Source organism: Myxococcus sp. CA040A (assembly GCF_013336725.1).
Classification (GTDB): domain Bacteria; phylum Myxococcota; class Myxococcia; order Myxococcales; family Myxococcaceae; genus Myxococcus; species Myxococcus llanfairpwllgwyngyllgogerychwyrndrobwllllantysiliogogogochensis.
In genome coordinates this window covers 1,216,125-1,232,104 of sequence record NZ_JABUMR010000004.1, presented here as the reverse complement: position 1 = coordinate 1,232,104, position 15,980 = coordinate 1,216,125, and the positions used below count along the sequence as shown (strand labels likewise).

Here is a 15,980-nt window from a genome sequence, read left to right as displayed (position 1 = left end):
CCGTTCCGCCGAGCCCACCACGAGGACTCCCGGAAGCACGAGGCGTCCTCGCGGGCGGAGGCTGCTCACGATGTTGACCTCGCCGCGCCTGGCCGTCGCCGCCCTCCTGTCCGTGGCCATTCCGTCGGGCGCGGGGGCCTTCTGGGTGAAGGACCACCACGCGTTGACCGAGGCCGCCATTGAACGGGCCCTGGCGGCGGGGGGGCCCCGCTCCCTGGCCGCGCACCGGGACGCGGTGCTGCACGGCGCCACCGCCGAGGACCTCAACCTCCACGTGAAGTGGACGGGCTGGCACCACTTCTACCGGCCGGAGGGCGCGCTGGACTCCTCCTTGCGCGCGGGCTCCGACGCGCGCGTGCGAATGCTCTGGGAAGAGGCCCTGGATGCCGCGCGAGGGGGAGATTGGGCGCGGGCGTGGGACAGGGCCGGGCATCTGGCGCATCACATCCAGGACGTGGCCTCGCCGCCGCATGTGGTGCCGGTGAATCATGGCTTCGCGGATGGCTTCGAGGGCTGGGGGCTGCGCGACGTGCTGACGCGGCTGCCTTCCCGCGAAGTCGAGCCGCTGCCGGGGCCCGAGGCACAGCACGCGCTCGCGAGCGAGACGCTGGAGGCGGTGCGCTCCCAGTTCCTGCGCGCGGAGGACGGCGTCGAGCTTCCCTGGAGCACGTTCTGGGTGGAGCCTGATGCCCGGCGTCCGGGTTCCTTCGGTGTCTACGGGAGCGTGGGCAATGCCTTCGGTCAGGCCGAGCCTCGCTGGAAGGACGGCGCGCACCGCGTGGCGCCCGCGACGTACGACGCCTTCATGGCGGACCGGGCCGCCGCGGCGGTGGCGTATACCCAGGCATTCCTGACGTGGGCGGGCGCTCGCTTCGAGGAGGTCGCCGCACCGGACGCACCTGCCTTCACGGCGCGAGGGTTCATCCCGTCGCCGGAGCTGTCGCTGCAGGCGCTGGGCGGCATGGCTCGGGACTCGCGAGGCGGCACACCCGTCGCGGGACTGCGCGCGGGGCTGCCGTTGCCGCATGCGCTGCGGCTGTCGGTGGAGTGGACGCGGGGCCTGGGGTTGGGGAACCGTCCGCTACCGGCGGGTGGGTGGAGCCTGTCGGTGTTGTCTCCGCCGCTGTGGGCCTGGCGACCGGCCTATTCCGTGGGCGTGGACGTGCGGGCTTCGCTGGGCGTGGGGTTGTTCTCCCAGGAAGGGGGGACTCGCTTCGGCGTGCCGGTGGGACTGCGCGCGAGTGCGCTGCTCGGCGGCCCCTTCCTCGCGAGCACGGAGCTGCGCTACCAGGGCCTGCGCCCGCTCTCCAGCGAGTGGACCCCTGGGTTCGCGTGGACACTCGGCTTCGGTGTCGCACTGGGTGACCGCTGACGCGTGAGATGTCTCGGGAATGAAACGCGAATCGCCGCGTTGTCGCGCGCGTCCCCCCGAGTGCATCACGGCCCCTTGGAGCCGTTGTCATGAAGACTTCGCGAAGGAAGTTCCTGCAGTACTCCGCCGCGGGCGCGTCGCTGCTCGCGCTCGGACCCGAGGCGATGGCCGCGTCGAAGAAGGGCGCGAAGAAGCGCATCCTCATCCTGGGCGGCACGGGGTTTCTGGGCCCCGCCGTGGTGGAGGCCGCGAAAGCGCGGGGCCATTCGCTGACGCTCTTCAACCGCGGCAAGACGCGCCCCGAGCTCTTCCCCGACGTGGAGAAGCTGCGCGGCGACAGAGACCCGGACAAGGACGAGGGACTCAAGGCGCTGAAGGGGCGCAAGTGGGACGCGGTGGTGGACACGTCCGGTTACTACCCGCGCATGGTCCGTGCCTCGGCCGGGCTGCTGGCGCCGAACGTGAAACAGTATGTCTTCATCTCCAGCGTGTCCGCCTACGCCAGCGACAAGACGCCGCGCGAGGACGAGAGCGGCCCCACGGCGACGCTGGCGGACCCCACTGTCGAAAGCATGGGCAAGGACTACGAGTTCTACGGAGGACTCAAGCGCGCGTGCGAAGAGGCCGCCGAGGCCGCGTTCCCGGGACGCGTGGCCAACATCCGTCCCGGTTACATCGTCGGGCCGGATGACCGCTCGGACCGCTTCACGTACTGGCCGGTGCGCTTCGACAAGGGCGGGGAGATGCTCGCGCCCGGGACGCCGAAGGACCCGCTGCAAATCATCGACGTGCGAGACCTGGCCGAGTGGCTGGTGTTGCTCATCGAAGGCCAGGTCAATGGCGTCTTCAACGCGGTGGGCCCCGCGGAGCCGTGGTCCATGGGCGCGATGCTGGACACGTGCCGGCAGGTGACGGGGCGGGACACGAAGGTGACGTGGGTGCCCGCGGAGTTCCTGGAGAAGCAAGGCGAGACGGGCGATGTCCGCCTCCCCATCTACATGCCGCCCGCCGGCACCAGCCTGGGCACGCACCTTCGCGGCAACGCGAAGGCAGTGAAGGCGGGGCTGAAGTTCCGCCCGGTGGACGTCACCGTCCGCGACACGCTGGCGTACTTCAAGGGGCTGCCCGAGGAGCGCCGGAACAAGCCGCGCGCGGGGCTGCCCGCGGAGCGTGAGGCGGAGCTGCTGGCGCTGTGGCGCAAGGCCCAGGCTCAGGAAGAAAAGCCGGCCGCGACTCCGGCCCCCGCGGCTTCTGGCAAGGGCGGGTAGCGCCCTTGGTCGAGTGTCCGTACGGGCACTGACTCCCGCACGCTGGGCGCACCCCGGGCCGTCGCTCCCGGGGGCGTTCGCGCTTCGTGCGGCCCCGCTTCATGGTTGCCGAGTTTCCCTACCTGTCACGAGCGCCGCGCAAGCTCCGACGTGTGAGGGGCTCCCACCGTGGCCCCTGTCCGCCTGGACAGCGAGCGGGCCGGGGCGAACTCTGTCCTCGCCCGCGCGACGCACGGTGATAAGGACGGCCCGGCTGTTACCCAGGGCCACACCCAATCCCCATGTCCAGCATGCACTCCCTGCGCGGCGCTCCCGTCCTCTCTGAATTCCGGCTCGCCAAGCTGCTCGCGCAGTGCCGCGAGCAGGTGCCCTCCGTGTCGTCCGTCTACGCGGAGCACGTGCACTTCCTCGACGCCCCGAAGGCCCTCTCCCAGGACGAGCAGGCGATGCTCGGCCGCCTCCTGGAGTACGGCCCGAAGGTGCCCTCGGGCGAGCGTGCGGGCAGCCTGTTGTTGGTGGTGCCCCGCCCGGGGACCATCTCTCCCTGGTCCTCGAAGGCGACGGACATCGTCCAGAACTGCGGCCTGGGCTCCAAGGTTCGACGCCTGGAGCGCGGCCTCGCGTACTTCGTGGCCGGCCCCGAAGGCCGCGCGCTGGAGCCCGCGCAGGTGGAGCGCCTGAAGCCGGTGCTGCATGACCGGATGACGCAGGCGGTGCTGGAGCGCCTGGAGGACGCGGCGGTCCTCTTCTCCGAGCACGAGCCCCGGCCCCTCACCACGGTGGACATCCTGGGCGGAGGCCGCGCGGCGCTGGTGACGGCGAACCGCCAGTTGGGCCTGGCGCTGGCGGAGGACGAAATCGACTACCTGGTGGCGCGCTTCCAGGAGCTGAAGCGCAACCCCACCGACGTCGAGTTGATGATGTTCGCGCAGGCCAACAGCGAGCACTGCCGACACAAAATCTTCAACGCGAGCTGGACACTGGACGGCAAGCCGCAGGAGCGCTCGCTCTTCCAGGCCATCAAGAACACCTACGCCCAGCACAAGGAGGGCGTGCTCTCCGCCTACAAGGACAACGCGGCCGTCATCGCGGGGTTCGAGGTGGACCGCTTCTTCCCGGACGCGGACACGGGCGAGTGGGGGACGGTGCGCGAGCCCGCCCACATCATGGTGAAGGTGGAGACGCACAATCACCCGACGGCGATTTCGCCGTACCCGGGCGCGGCCACGGGCGCGGGCGGAGAGATTCGCGACGAGGGCGCCACCGGACGCGGCGCGAAGCCCAAGGCGGGCCTGACGGGCTTCACCGTCAGCCACCTGCGCATCCCCGGCTACGAGCAGCCCTGGGAGCAGCCCTACGGCAAGCCCGACCGCATCGTCTCCGCGCTGGACATCATGATTGACGGTCCGCTGGGCGGGGCCGCCTTCAACAACGAGTTCGGCCGCCCCAACCTGTGCGGCTACTTCCGCAGCTACGAGGCGCAGGTCGCCACGCCCGAAGGCGTGGAGGTGCGCGGCTACCACAAGCCCATCATGATCGCCGGCGGGTTCGGCAACATCCGCGCGCCGCACGTGCAGAAGGGCAAGCTGCAGCCGGGCGACAAGCTCATCGTCCTGGGCGGCCCCTCCATGCTCATTGGCCTGGGCGGGGGCGCGGCGTCCTCCATGGCGCAGGGCGCGAGCGCGGCGGACCTCGACTTCGCCTCCGTGCAGCGCGACAACGCGGAGATGGAGCGGCGCTGCCAGCAGGTCATCGACCAGTGCTGCGCGCTCGGCGAAAAGAACCCCATCCGCTCCATCCACGACGTGGGCGCGGGCGGCTTGTCCAACGCGCTGCCGGAGCTGGCGCACGACAACGAGCTGGGCGGCCGGCTGGAATTGCGCGCGGTGCCCAACGCGGAGCCGGGCATGTCCCCGGTGGAAATCTGGTGCAACGAGGCGCAGGAGCGCTACGTGCTGGGCGTGGCGCCCGAGGACCTGGCGCGCTTCACCGCCTTCTGCGAGCGCGAGCGCGCGCCCTTCTCCGTGCTGGGCGAGGCGACGGAGGCCCAGGTGCTCAAGCTGTCCGACTCGCGGCTGGGCACGCCGCCCATCGACCTGCCGATGGACGTGCTGTTCGGCAAGGCCCCGCGCATGCACCGCGACGCGACGTCGCGGCCCCTGGCGCACGCACCGCTGGCGCTGCCGGGTGACCTCAAGGCGCTGGCCGAGCGTGTGCTGAGCCACCCCACGGTGGCGGACAAGTCCTTCCTCATCACCATTGGTGACCGCTCGGTGTCGGGCCTGGTGGCCAGGGACCAGATGGTGGGGCCGTGGCAGGTGGCGGTGGCCGACTGCGCGGTGACGCTGTCCACGGTGACGAGCACCACGGGCGAGGCCATGTCCATGGGCGAGCGTACGCCGCTGGCGGTGGTGGACGCGGCGGCCTCCGCGCGGATGGCGGTGGGCGAGGCGCTCACCAACATCGCCGCGGCGCGCATCGACAAGCTCTCCGACGTGAAGCTGTCCGCCAACTGGATGGCGGCGGCGGGCAGCCCCGGCGAGGACGCGCAGCTGTACGCCGCCGTGCACGCGGTGGGCATGGAGCTGTGCCCGGCGCTGGGCCTCACCATCCCCGTGGGCAAGGACTCCATGTCCATGCGCACCGTCTGGGAGGAGGCTGGCGCGCGCAAGGTCGTGACGTCGCCGGTGTCGCTCATCATCTCCGCCTTCGCGCCGGTGCTGGACGTGCGTCAGTCGCTCACGCCGCAGTTGGTGGAGCCAGGCGAGGACACGCGGCTGCTCTTCATCGACCTGGCCAAGGGGCGGCAGCGGCTGGGTGGCTCCATCGCCGCGCAGACGCACGCGCAGGTGGGCCCCGAGGTGCCCGACGTGGAGGATGCCGCGCTCTTGAGCGGCTTCTTCGCGGCGGTGCAGTCGCTCAACGCGGAGGGCCGGTTCCTGGCCTACCACGACCGCTCCGACGGCGGCCTGTGGGCCACGCTGTGCGAGATGGCCTTCGCGGGCCACTGCGGCGTGGACGTGGACGTGGCGGCGCTGGGCGCCGACGCGACGGCGGCCCTCTTCAACGAGGAGCTGGGCGCGGTGGTGCAGGTGCGCTCGGCCGACGTGGCCCGGGTGCGCGAGGTGCTGGGGCAGCACAGCCTCGCGGCGTCCTGCCATGAGCTGGGCCGGCCGACGTCCGCGCTGGAGGTCCGCGTGCGCCACGGCGCCCGGGTGCTGCTGTCCGAGGGCACCATGGACCTGCGCCGCGTGTGGTCTCGCGTCAGCCACGAGCTGCAGAAGCGCCGCGACAACCCCGTGTGCGCGGAGCAGGAGTACGCGGCCAAGTGCGACGCGACGGACCCGGGCCTCACGCCGAAGCTGACGTTCGACGTGGGGTTGGATGTCGCCGCGCCGTTCGTGGCGAAGGGCGCCCGTCCCCGCGTGGCGGTGCTGCGTGAGCAGGGCGTCAACAGCCAGCAGGAGATGGCGGCGGCGTTCACCCGCGCGGGCTTCCTGGCGGTGGACGTGCACATGAGCGACATCCTCGCCGGGCGCGTGTCGCTGAAGGACTTCCACGGCGTGCTGGCCTGCGGTGGCTTCTCCTACGGAGACGTGCTGGGAGCGGGCGGAGGCTGGGCGAAGTCCATCCTCTTCAACCCGCGCGCGCGCGACGAGTTCGCGGGCTTCTTCGCGCGCTCCGACAGCTTCGGCCTGGGCATCTGCAACGGCTGCCAGATGATGTCTGGCTTGAAGGACATCATCCCGGGCGCCGAGCACTTCCCGCGCTTCGTGCGCAACGCCTCCGAGCAGTACGAGGCGCGCCTGGGGACGGTGGAAATCGCTCGCACGCCATCGCTCTTCTACCAGGGCATGGAGGGCAGCCGGATGCTCATCGCCGTGGCGCACGGCGAGGGGCGCGCGGAGTTCTCCGACGCCGCCGAGGCCGCGCGCATCAACGGGCTGGGCTACATCACCACGCGCTGGGTGGACAACCGGGGCCAGGTGGCGGCGATGTACCCCGCCAACCCCAACGGCTCGCCCCATGGCATCGCGGGCGTCACGACGCGGGATGGGCGCTTCACCGTGACGATGCCGCATCCCGAGCGCGTCCACCGCACGTTGCAGCACTCGTGGCGGCCCCGGGAGTGGACGGGCGACGACGGCCCGTGGATGCGGATGTTCCGCAACGCTCGCGCCTGGCTGGGCTGAGGCGCGCGGTCAGCGCCCCGACCTCGAAGATGCTGTCGAGGCCGGGGCGACACGCGCCGCCTACGCGCGGACCAGCTCCAGCGGCTGGCCTTCTTCCACGTGCTTCATCGCCACGGAGTTCATGCAGTAGCGCTGCCCGGTGGGCGGCGGTCCATCCGGGAAGACGTGTCCCAGGTGGCCGTCACAGCGGGCGCAGCGCACCTCGGTGCGAACCATGCCGTGCGAGCGGTCGCTGATCTCCGTCACCGAGTCCGCGCCACTCAACGGCTGGGTGAACGAGGGCCACCCCGTGCCGGACTCGAACTTGGTCCCCGCCTTGAAGAGGGGATTGCCACAGCCGGCGCACACGTAGGTGCCCGGTGTCTTGGTCCCCAGGAAACACCCCGAGCCCGGGCGCTCCGTGCCATGCCTGCGCAGGACGTCGTACTCCTCGGGAGTCAGGCGCTCGCGCCACTGCGCATCGCTGAGGGTGAGCTTGTCGACCATGCCGTCACGCTCCTTTTCCCGGGTCCACGCCCGGGGTTTCTCTTGGATGCCCATCCTGCCCAATCGTCGCGCCCGCTGGCCAACCTGGAATGAGGCCCCCTGTCCGCCCGTCCGCCCTTCCTCCGGGCCCAGGGGCAGGGCGAGCACGACGCCTCCGCTGACGCCACGTTAGGGCGTAGCCCATCGTTCACACCCCCATCAGCGGAGGCGCCATGCGGATTTTCGAGCTGATGACGAAGAATGTGGAGACCATCGAGGCCGACGAGTCGCTGCGCGTCGCGGCCCTGCGGATGCGCACGTGCAACATCGGCTCGCTCCCTGTCACCGACGGCGGGCAGTTGGTGGGCATGTTGACGGACCGGGACATCACCGTCCGTTCAACGGCCCTGGGACAGGACCCCAACGAGACGCGGGTGCGCGAGGTCATGACGACCGCGCTCATCACCTGCGAACCGGACGCGACGCTGAGCACCGCCGAGCAGCTCATGGAGGACAAGATGGTGCGGCGGCTCGTCGTCGTGGATGAGGCCCGCCGGCCCCTGGGCATCCTCAGCCTGGATGACCTGGCCACCGTGCCCGCGGAGTTGATGCGCGCGGGCGCGGTGCTGGAGCACCTGCGTCACGCGTAGAAACCCCGAGGGGCGGGCAGCCGGGAGCTCCGGCCCCGCCCCTCGGTTCTTCATCAGTCCTCCGCCGCCGGCCCACACTCGGCCGCGAGCTCCGCCAGCCCCGCGTCCCAGGACACGTCCCGCTGCGAGCCGTCCCGCTTTCGCAGCCTGACGCCGTTCGCCTGCACTTCGCGCCCGCCCACCACCACGAGCCACGGGACGCCCGCCTGGTGCGAGTCCAACACCTTGCGCGACAGCGACTCGGCGCGCGCGTCCACTCGGGCGCGGCAGCCCGCGCGTCGCAGGCTGGCGGCGAAGCGCTCTGCGTAGGCCACCGCCGCCTCACCCACGGGCGCCACCACCACCTGCTCCGGAGCGAGCCACGCGGGCAGCGCGCCCCCGTGGTGCTCCAGCAACACGCCGATGAAGCGCTCCAGGCTGCCCAGCAGCGCGCGGTGAAGCATCACCGGACGGACCTTCGCGCCCGAGGACTCCTGGTAGCGCAGGTCGAAGCGCTCGGGCAGCACGAGGTCGAGTTGAATCGTCCCGCACTGCCACTCGCGTCCCAGCCTGTCCTTCAGCACGAACTCCAGCTTGGGCCCGTAGAAGGCGCCCTGACCCGGCTGGAGCTTGCAGTCCAGGCCGGCCTGCTTCGCGGCGGCGGCCAGCCACTCCTCGGCCTGGTCCCATACCTCGTCGCTTCCCGCGCGGGACGCGGGCCGGCCGGAGAAGGCGACCTGCACCTCGTCGAAGCCGAAGCTCGCGTAGAACTCCTTCAGGGAGCGCGCGAAGGCCACGACTTCATCCACCACCTGCTCCGGGGCACAGAAGATGTGCCCGTCGTCCTGCGTGAACTGGCGCAGCCGGAACAGGCCATGCAACGCGCCTCCCGGCTCGCTGCGGTGCACCAGTCCGAATTCGCACAGCCGCAGGGGCAAATCCCTGTAGCTGGGCGCCATGCGCTGAACGAGCTCGATGTGGCCCGGGCAGCTCACCGGCTTCAAGGCGAGGTGGCGGTCCCCGTCCTGGAGCAGGAACATGTTCTCGCGGAAGTTCTCCCAGTGGCCGCTGCGCTCCCACAGGGGCTGCGCGTAGACTTGCGGCGTACGGACCTCGAGGTAGCCCTCGCGTTTCATTCGCTGGCGGACGCGCTCCTCCAGCAGTTGGTACAGCTTCCAGCCGCGCGGGTGCCAGAAGACCATTCCCGGTGCCTCTTCCTGCAAGTGGAAGAGGTCCAGGCGATGGCCCAGGGAGCGGTGGTCTTGTTCGTCGAGCATTGCTTCGTCTCCGGATACGGAAGGGTTGAATGCCTTGCCGGACGGAGCACTGAGCGAGTGCACGGCTGCCCCGGCCGAAAAGGCGGGGCGGAAAGCCGTGCGGTCGTCAGCTCACTTCGCGACGCGCACCGCTCCACACCCGCCGTAGCGAGTCGTGGTGCGGGTGGTCGTGGTGATGATGACGAAGCTCACGAAGAGTAAAATGCAGGCGGGCCCGGGAATTGTCAACCGGACCCGCCGGACAACCCCTTGCAGGGATGTACGCGGCTCAGCAGCTCAGCTTGCCGTTGTAGCAGGCGCAGTACGACTCGACGTCCCCCCGACAGCAGGGTTCGTGCTGCGAGCAGCGCCGGCCCGAGAGCGAGAAGCAGGGCCGGTACGTGCCAGGACAGATGGTGGGGGGGCAGTAGTGGACGACGCCATCACACGTCACGCTCTGGTTGTTCACGTAGCTGCACGTCGTTCCCGTGCAAGAGACCGACGTCCCGCCGTAGCAGGTGGCCGTGCAGGTGACGAGCTCCTGGGACACGTCCTGGACCTCTTCCGACACGACTTCACCGTTGGGTGTCGCGAGGTCCGCGCCGCCACAACCCATCAACGAGACACCAAGGACCGCTGCCATCATCACGATTGCGCGCTTCATGGGAATCCTTCCGGGGAGGACTTGCGTCAGACGCCCAGGGTGAGCGTCTTGTGCTTGTTTTCCCATGAATGCCGGGATGGGTGTCGAGCCTCCCCTCGCGCGGAAGTGTCCAGGCGTGGACGCCCTAGAGGCAGTGGAAGCGCTTCATGGTGGGGTCGCAGGCGCACCACAACAGGAAGTCGCCATCGCAGCAGTCCACCCGCCTGATGCAGCGTTTCCCCTCGTAGGTGGAGCACTGGGGAAGGTCACCCGGACAGGTGACGAGCTCCTGGGAGGACTCCTGCGTGGGCTCCTGGGAGAGCGGCTCGCCGCCCTCTTCCGCCAGAGGCCCACCGCATCCCAGCCACGAGACACTGAACAGCGCCACGCACAGCACGAAGACACGCTTCATGGGCTTCCCTCGGTTCGCTTCGGATGGAGCGCCGGGAATCGGTCGCTCCCCGAGAGGGACTGTGGCATGTACACTGTGAGTGCGTCAGGAATTGGCCCGCACCGGCAACTGTCAAGTCACGCCAGCAGCGAGGCCAGTCCAATCATGCCGGCGATGAGGAAGAAGAGGGACTCGCCAGCGATGAGACCGCCGCCCACCAGGGACATGGTGCTCATGTCCTCGGGGAGCGCTTCGCCCTGGCCAGGGCTGCCCGCTGCGACGGGGCCGCGCTTCTTCGTCACCGTGTTCCACACGGACGCGATGATGCCGCCCGCGCCGAACCACAGTGCCGCCGGAAAGGACACGAAGGCGCCGAAGGACGACGCGTAGGGGCTGGCCAGCACCAACGAGTCCATGGTCCAGCCCACCGCGAAGCCCGCGCGCGAGCTCTTGATGTAGCTCTGATAGCCCTGGTGACCCTGGAGCAGCTTGCGCAGCACCTGGATGCCGAAGCCGAGCCCCAGGCCGAAGAACATCGCCTGAATCTTGGCGTCCGACAGCGAGCCCAGGTCCCGGATGGCGCCCACCAGCTTGTAGGTCATGGCGGAGCCCCACTGGCCCACCGGGGCATTGGGGTTGTCGAGCTGGTTGATGGTCAGCGCGGGGTAGGCCGTCATGAAGACCTTCGCCAGACCCACGCACAAGAGCGCGCCCATGATGACGCCCATCACCTGGTAGCGGAACTGGATGACGCGGTTGGTGCCCAGGCGCCAGCCGGTGGAGCGGTCCTGCTGCATGTCGCAGCCCACGGACGTGGAGATGAGCAGGATGGTCGCCGCCATCAACCCCACCAGCGGGTTCTTCAGGCCCATCAACGACATCAACATGATGGAGATGACGAACGCGCTGGAGATGGGGTTCTGGTCGGTGATGCCGTAGGAGATGCCGTTGATGAGCACGAACAGGAGCGCCAGGGCCAGGCCGAAGGCGAGCCAGCCCAGGGGCTGCCCCAGCACGAGGGTGCCCACCAGCAGCGTCGCCGCGCCCCAGCCCACCACCCAGGCCAGCAGTCGGGGCATGTTGACCTTCTTCCACGCCGGCTCCTCGCCCTCCGCGACAGTGGCCCGGGCGCGCACGCGCGCGACGGCCTGGACCGCGAGCAGCGAGAGGTCCACCGCCGCCGCGCCGCAAATCATCGCCAGACCGATGAGGAAGCCCACCTTGCGGAACGGGTCCGTCGCGCCCAGCCAGCCCAGCTCGCGCAGATAGGGCAGTTGCCACGCGCCAATGACGGCCATCAGCACCGCGGGCACGGTGATGCGACTGCCGACAATCATGCCCGCGCCCAGCGTGGCGGCGCTCGTTCCGATGGCGGCGACGACGGCGATTTTCTCCGTCATCCACGCGGCGATGGCCCCCAGCAGCGTGCCACCGCCCAGCTTGGAGATGGACGCCTTGAGCAGCCGCTTGTCCGTCAGCGCGCGCAGGATGTTGGCCACCGCGAAGCCCGACGGGTAGTCGAGCTGGAGCCGGTCCACGAGCAGCGGCGTGTAGAGCATGCCCACGCCCACCGCGAACATGCCCACGCAGCCTACGAAGAGCATCAGGTGCCAGGCGGGGGGCATCTCCATGCCCAGCCACACCATGGCCTGGATGAGCACGGACATGGCGCACAGCGAGGCCACCGACGCGGCCATCGTCTGCATGTAGTTGGCGCCGTGCTTGCCGTCCGAGCCGTAGCCGTACGTGACGGCGCTGCCGAGGATGCCCGCCAGCACCTGCCCGCCGACGAAGAAGCCCACGCTGAAGTTCATGTACGACGCGGCGATGCCACCCAGGGGCCCGAGGATGAAGAGGGCCACGGCGCTCAACAGCAGGTGGTATTTCCAGGACCCCACCGGCGGCAGCCAGCCCAGGCGCGGCTGGACCTGCTCGGGGGCGTCGGACAGCGAGGACGGGGAGGGCTCCGGGGACGGGAGCGGGGGGGCGGAGTGTGCCATGTGCCGCGAAGGGTACCGGCGTTCCCCACCGCTGTCACAACCCGAGACGTCTCGTCACTCCTCCTGGTGGCGCAGCGCTCGCACGGCGGCGCGCAGGCGGCTCCGCCCGCGGTAGAGGTGCAGGATGTGGAACACCGCCAGGGCCACGAGGCAGAGCACGCCCAGCGTCACATAGCGGCGGATGAGGTCGCCCTCCTGCCAGCCGTGCTCATCCACCAGGCGGCTGGGGTCGCTCAGGCCCTGGCCCTCCATGCGGCCGAACGGAATCTCCTCCGCGTTCGTCCTCGCCCTCCACCAGGTGAGGAAGCCGTCCCAGAAGGACAGCGCGCCAATGGGCACCAGGCCCCAGCGCAGCGCGCGCACGTGCAGGTAGCTGCCGGGCCGCACGTAGAAGCACCCCATCAGCACCGTGCCCAGCACCAGCATCCCCCCGTCACCGCCGAAGATGACGAGCGGCAGCGTGCTCGACATGGGCAGGCCCACGGTGCAGACGAGCTGGCAGGTGAGCAGCACCACGCCCCACGTCACCCACGCCCAGCGGCGCAGCTTCCAGCCAATCCAGATAAGCGCCCCGAGGCCGCCCGCGAGCGCCAACGCCAGCGAGTACCAGCGCTCCGAGCCCATGGAGGTCACCCAGAGCGACGGCACGGCGGGGATGCCGCACAGCCACGCGGTGACGGCGTGCCCCAGCTCGTGCACCAGCATGGTGAACAGCCGGACGATGAAGCGCAGCGAGCCGGTGGCCCCCAGATAACCCACGAGCAACGCCACGGGCACGACGATGAGCCGCAGCCGCAGCTCGTGTACGGCCTGTTCGTCGGCGGCGTCGAACCCGGCGGTCTCCAGCGGATGCGCGTCCGAGCGCAGGTCTGGTGGCGGCGCGAGCCAGGCGGGGTCCACCTCGAAGGGCGCGGGTTCCGGGGCGGGTGGGGCCGCTGCCGCCGCGGCGCGCTCCTGCTCGGCCCTGCGCGCCGCACGGGCCTCCGCGCGGGCGTAGATGATGCCGCAGCGAGGGCACTCCGCCCCCTCCACGCGGGGCGCCTGACAGCCGGGGCAGGTGAGGGCGGAGGCGGGGCGCACGCGGAGGAGCCTACCGGCCCGCGCGGTCCGGAGGGAACGGGGGAGGCTTGACGCGCATGGCGCGCCTCGACGAAGTGGGAGGCATGTCCACGCTGGATGCGAAGACCCGGGGTCGCACCGCGCCGGGTCGCCTGCGCGCGCTCGATGCATACCTGTGCCGCTTCGAGCCCCGGTTGCTGTCGCGTGTCGATGGCGCCTGGGCCCGGGCCGTCTTCGTGGACGTGGGCTTTGGCGAGCACCCGTGGACGACGCTGGAGAGCGCGGAGGCGTTTCGCGTGCTCCAGCCGGAGCTCACCGTCATCGGCGTGGAGCTGGAGGAGGCGCGCGCCCTGGCCGCCCAGGTTCATGCGGGCCCGCGCACGCACTTCCGGCAGGGGGGCTTCGAGCTGCCGCTCTCGGCGGACGAGCCGGCGCGCCTCGTGCGGGCCATGAACCTGCTGCGTCAGGGACCGGCCGAGCGCGTCTCCGACGTGCACCATGCCCTGGGTCGATTCCTGCTCCCGTCGGGGCTGCTCGTGGAGGGGAGCTCGGACCCGGAGGGTTCGGTGCTCACCGCGCACCTGCTGCGACGGGCGTCGGCGGACGGGGATGCGCCCCCCATGCGCGAGGCGCTGCTGTTCCACACCGACTTTCGCAACGGCTTCGCGCCCCTGCTGTTCCGCGACTGGCTGCCCCGGGACTTGCGCCGTCGCGTGCGTCCTGGCGAGCCCATGCACACCTTCTTCCAGGCGTGGATGGAGGCCTGGAGACAGGCGCGCGAGGCGGGACACACCTCGCCCCCCGACGCCTTCCGCGAGTCCGTCACACGCCTGGGGACGCGACTGGGCGGGGTGGCCATGGACGCGTGGCTGCTCGACTCGGGCTATCTCGTGTGGCGGCCGGAGGGCGGCGTGAGCCCCTGACGCGCGGAGCCAGCCGCTCGCGCCATGGCCTCACGTGGCGCGACCTCACCCCATGGGTCGTCGCGCGTCGGTGGGTCGTCGCGGCGGACCCGGTCGGATGTTCCGGGGCCGAAGGGCCTGGGGGAATGGGCCCGCGGAACAATGGACGCGAAGTGGACAGGGGCAAATGGTGGGGGGGGCGGCTATGTTGCGTGCCCAAGGTATGAAACGGCACATCCTCTCACTCCTCACCGCCGGGCTCGCCGCGGCTACCGCGACGCCTGTGTCGACCCAGGCTTCAGGTGTCGGCGCGCATGCCCAGGCCACGGCCCGCAGGGCGCCCCCGCGCCCGCGCAGGCTGGAGGACGTGGAGAGACTGGAGACAGCTCAGGTGGAGGCAGAAGACGTGAAGGTGGAACAGGCGGCGCGCCCGCGCGTGGAGGGGCGGCCGTCCGCGTTGCTCTTCTCCGCGAGCTTCTACGGCACGCTCGCCGCCGCGCGCTGCTTCGGGCGCAATGGCATTGACGTCACGGTGGCCGACCCCGGCCGTCTGGGCCCCGCGAGCTGGTCCCGCTTCGTCGGGCGGCGCGTGCAGTGTCCTCCCGAATCCCAGCCCGAGGCGTTCATGGAGTGGCTGCTGGACTTCGGCCGGAGGGAGCCGCATCGGCACGTGCTGTACCCGACGAGCGATGAGCTGGCGTGGCTGGTGTCTGTCCATGCCCGGGAGCTGTCCCAGTACTTCCACCTCTATGACCCGGGCGTGGAGGCGGTGTACGGGCTGCTCAACAAGCGCAAGCTCTTCGAGGCGGGCCAGGCGGTGGGGCTGACATTGCCGCGCACCTGGTTCCCCGAGTCCGAGGCGGACCTGGAGGCCATCGCCCGCGAGGCGCGCTTCCCGGTCCTCATCAAGCCGACGACGCAGATTCTCTACTCCACGCACGTCAAGGGCCTGCCGGTGGCGGAGCCGTCGCAGCTGGTGGAGGAGTACCGGGCCTTCGCGCGCGACGGGTACGCGCCCATGCTGGTGAACTTCGACCCGGCGGTGGCGCGGCCGATGGTGCAGGAGTTCCATCCGGAGGCGGCGCAGGGCATCTACAGCCTGTCGGGCTTCGTGGACGAATCCGGCGAGCTGTTCGAGGTGCGGGGCGCCATGAAGGTGCTCCAGCGTCCGCGCCGGCTGGGCGTGGGCGTGTGCTTCGAGTCCGCGCCGGTGCGCCAGGACCTGTCGGACGGCCTCAAGCGGCTGTGCCAGAAGCTGGGCTACCACGGTGTCTTCGAGGTGGAGTTCATCCAGACGAAGGACGACTTCCTCCTCATCGACTTCAACCCGCGCTACTACGGGCAGATGGGCTTCGACATCGCGCGAGGCCTGCCGCTGCCGCTGATGGCCTACCACGCGGCGCTGGGTGACAAGCCCGCGCTCCAGGGCGTGGTGAAGGCGGCGCGCGAGTGGACGGGGAAGGGTGAGGTGTTCTGCAACCGGATTGCGTTGGAGATGTTGCTCAACCTCCAGCGGCTCTCCGGCGCGCTCCCCGTCGACGAGGCACGTCAGTGGCGGCGTTGGCTGGGCGAGCACCGGGACGTGGCGGTGGATCCGCTCATCGACTCGGATGACATGATGCCCACGGCGGTGGAGGTCGCGCAGATTCTCTACGGCTCCGCGCGCCACCCTCGCGCCTTCCTCCGGATGATGGTGCTCAACCGGTAGTGGGGGACAACGCTGGCTGCATGGGCAGCCAGCGGAGGGGCTTGCGATGTGGCTTCCGCTCGAAGAGCGCACCCTGGTCGAGACCTTTCGGCGT

The 15,980-nt window shown here is 70.4% G+C and carries 12 protein-coding genes; 6 read left to right on the top strand and 6 right to left on the bottom strand.

From position 1 onward, the window contains the following. Window positions 1-70 precede the first annotated feature (70 nt). The 3 genes from HUA75_RS21925 to purL all read left to right on the top strand — a co-directional run bounded on the left by HUA75_RS21925 (window position 71) and on the right by purL (window position 6,833). Entirely contained in the window at window positions 71-1,372 is a 1,302-nt protein-coding gene (locus HUA75_RS21925) for a hypothetical protein (RefSeq protein ID WP_174487465.1), read from the top strand. 89 nt (window positions 1,373-1,461) lie between these two features. Further along, window positions 1,462-2,640, top strand: a complete 1,179-nt coding sequence (locus HUA75_RS21920) for an NAD-dependent epimerase/dehydratase family protein (protein ID WP_174487464.1) — start codon at window positions 1,462-1,464, stop codon at window positions 2,638-2,640. A 281-nt stretch (window positions 2,641-2,921) separates the two neighbouring features. Continuing rightward, on the top strand, window positions 2,922-6,833 hold the full coding sequence (purL, locus tag HUA75_RS21915) for a phosphoribosylformylglycinamidine synthase (protein ID WP_174487463.1): 3,912 nt from the start codon (window positions 2,922-2,924) through the stop codon (window positions 6,831-6,833). A 60-nt stretch (window positions 6,834-6,893) separates the two neighbouring features. Here purL and msrB read toward each other — a convergent pair whose 3' ends face one another. After that, the gene (gene msrB, locus HUA75_RS21910) at window positions 6,894-7,319 is read right to left on the bottom strand and encodes a peptide-methionine (R)-S-oxide reductase MsrB (RefSeq protein WP_141648294.1); all 426 of its coding nucleotides are present in this window, start codon (window positions 7,317-7,319) and stop codon (window positions 6,894-6,896) included. Between the two features lie 212 nt (window positions 7,320-7,531). Here msrB and HUA75_RS21905 point away from each other — a divergent pair, with 212 nt between their 5' ends. Next, a complete protein-coding gene (locus tag HUA75_RS21905; protein WP_141648295.1) occupies window positions 7,532-7,948 on the top strand; it encodes a CBS domain-containing protein in 417 nt (138 codons plus the stop codon). Window positions 7,949-8,001: 53 nt separating this feature from the next. Here the strand turns inward: HUA75_RS21905 and thrS are convergent, their stop codons facing one another. From thrS to HUA75_RS21880, 5 genes are all read right to left on the bottom strand, one after another. Then, a complete protein-coding gene (gene thrS / locus HUA75_RS21900; RefSeq protein WP_174487462.1) occupies window positions 8,002-9,204 on the bottom strand; it encodes a threonine--tRNA ligase in 1,203 nt (400 codons plus the stop codon). A 268-nt stretch (window positions 9,205-9,472) separates the two neighbouring features. Next, the gene (locus tag HUA75_RS21895; RefSeq protein WP_141648297.1) at window positions 9,473-9,847 is read right to left on the bottom strand and encodes a hypothetical protein; all 375 of its coding nucleotides are present in this window, start codon (window positions 9,845-9,847) and stop codon (window positions 9,473-9,475) included. A 124-nt stretch (window positions 9,848-9,971) separates the two neighbouring features. Then, entirely contained in the window at window positions 9,972-10,238 is a 267-nt protein-coding gene (locus HUA75_RS21890; RefSeq protein ID WP_141648298.1) for a hypothetical protein, read from the bottom strand. A 116-nt stretch (window positions 10,239-10,354) separates the two neighbouring features. After that, a complete protein-coding gene (locus HUA75_RS21885) occupies window positions 10,355-12,217 on the bottom strand; it encodes an OPT/YSL family transporter (protein WP_174487461.1) in 1,863 nt (620 codons plus the stop codon). Window positions 12,218-12,271: 54 nt separating this feature from the next. Further along, on the bottom strand, window positions 12,272-13,297 hold the full coding sequence (locus HUA75_RS21880) for a hypothetical protein (RefSeq protein ID WP_174487460.1): 1,026 nt from the start codon (window positions 13,295-13,297) through the stop codon (window positions 12,272-12,274). Between the two features lie 83 nt (window positions 13,298-13,380). Between HUA75_RS21880 and HUA75_RS21875 the strand changes: the two genes are divergently transcribed. Next, the gene (locus HUA75_RS21875; RefSeq protein ID WP_141647880.1) at window positions 13,381-14,199 is read left to right on the top strand and encodes a methylase; all 819 of its coding nucleotides are present in this window, start codon (window positions 13,381-13,383) and stop codon (window positions 14,197-14,199) included. A gap of 184 nt (window positions 14,200-14,383) precedes the next feature. Beyond that, a complete protein-coding gene (locus HUA75_RS21870; RefSeq protein WP_254625298.1) occupies window positions 14,384-15,886 on the top strand; it encodes a carbamoyl-phosphate synthase in 1,503 nt (500 codons plus the stop codon). Window positions 15,887-15,980: the final 94 nt, after the last annotated feature.

Excerpts from the sequence above, each read along its gene's own strand:
- HUA75_RS21890 (WP_141648298.1), bottom strand. The coding sequence starts at position 10,238 with ATGAAGCGTGTCTTCGTGCTGTGCGTGGCGCTGTTCAGTGTCTCGTGG.
- purL (WP_174487463.1), top strand. The coding sequence starts at position 2,922 with ATGTCCAGCATGCACTCCCTGCGCGGCGCTCCCGTCCTCTCTGAATTC.
- thrS (WP_174487462.1), bottom strand. The coding sequence starts at position 9,204 with ATGCTCGACGAACAAGACCACCGCTCCCTGGGCCATCGCCTGGACCTC.
- HUA75_RS21875 (WP_141647880.1), top strand. The coding sequence starts at position 13,381 with ATGTCCACGCTGGATGCGAAGACCCGGGGTCGCACCGCGCCGGGTCGC.
- HUA75_RS21895 (WP_141648297.1), bottom strand. The coding sequence starts at position 9,847 with ATGAAGCGCGCAATCGTGATGATGGCAGCGGTCCTTGGTGTCTCGTTG.
- HUA75_RS21870 (WP_254625298.1), top strand. The coding sequence starts at position 14,384 with ATGTTGCGTGCCCAAGGTATGAAACGGCACATCCTCTCACTCCTCACC.
- msrB (WP_141648294.1), bottom strand. The coding sequence starts at position 7,319 with ATGGTCGACAAGCTCACCCTCAGCGATGCGCAGTGGCGCGAGCGCCTG.
- HUA75_RS21920 (WP_174487464.1), top strand. The coding sequence starts at position 1,462 with ATGAAGACTTCGCGAAGGAAGTTCCTGCAGTACTCCGCCGCGGGCGCG.
- HUA75_RS21905 (WP_141648295.1), top strand. The coding sequence starts at position 7,532 with ATGCGGATTTTCGAGCTGATGACGAAGAATGTGGAGACCATCGAGGCC.
- HUA75_RS21885 (WP_174487461.1), bottom strand. The coding sequence starts at position 12,217 with ATGGCACACTCCGCCCCCCCGCTCCCGTCCCCGGAGCCCTCCCCGTCC.
- HUA75_RS21925 (WP_174487465.1), top strand. The coding sequence starts at position 71 with ATGTTGACCTCGCCGCGCCTGGCCGTCGCCGCCCTCCTGTCCGTGGCC.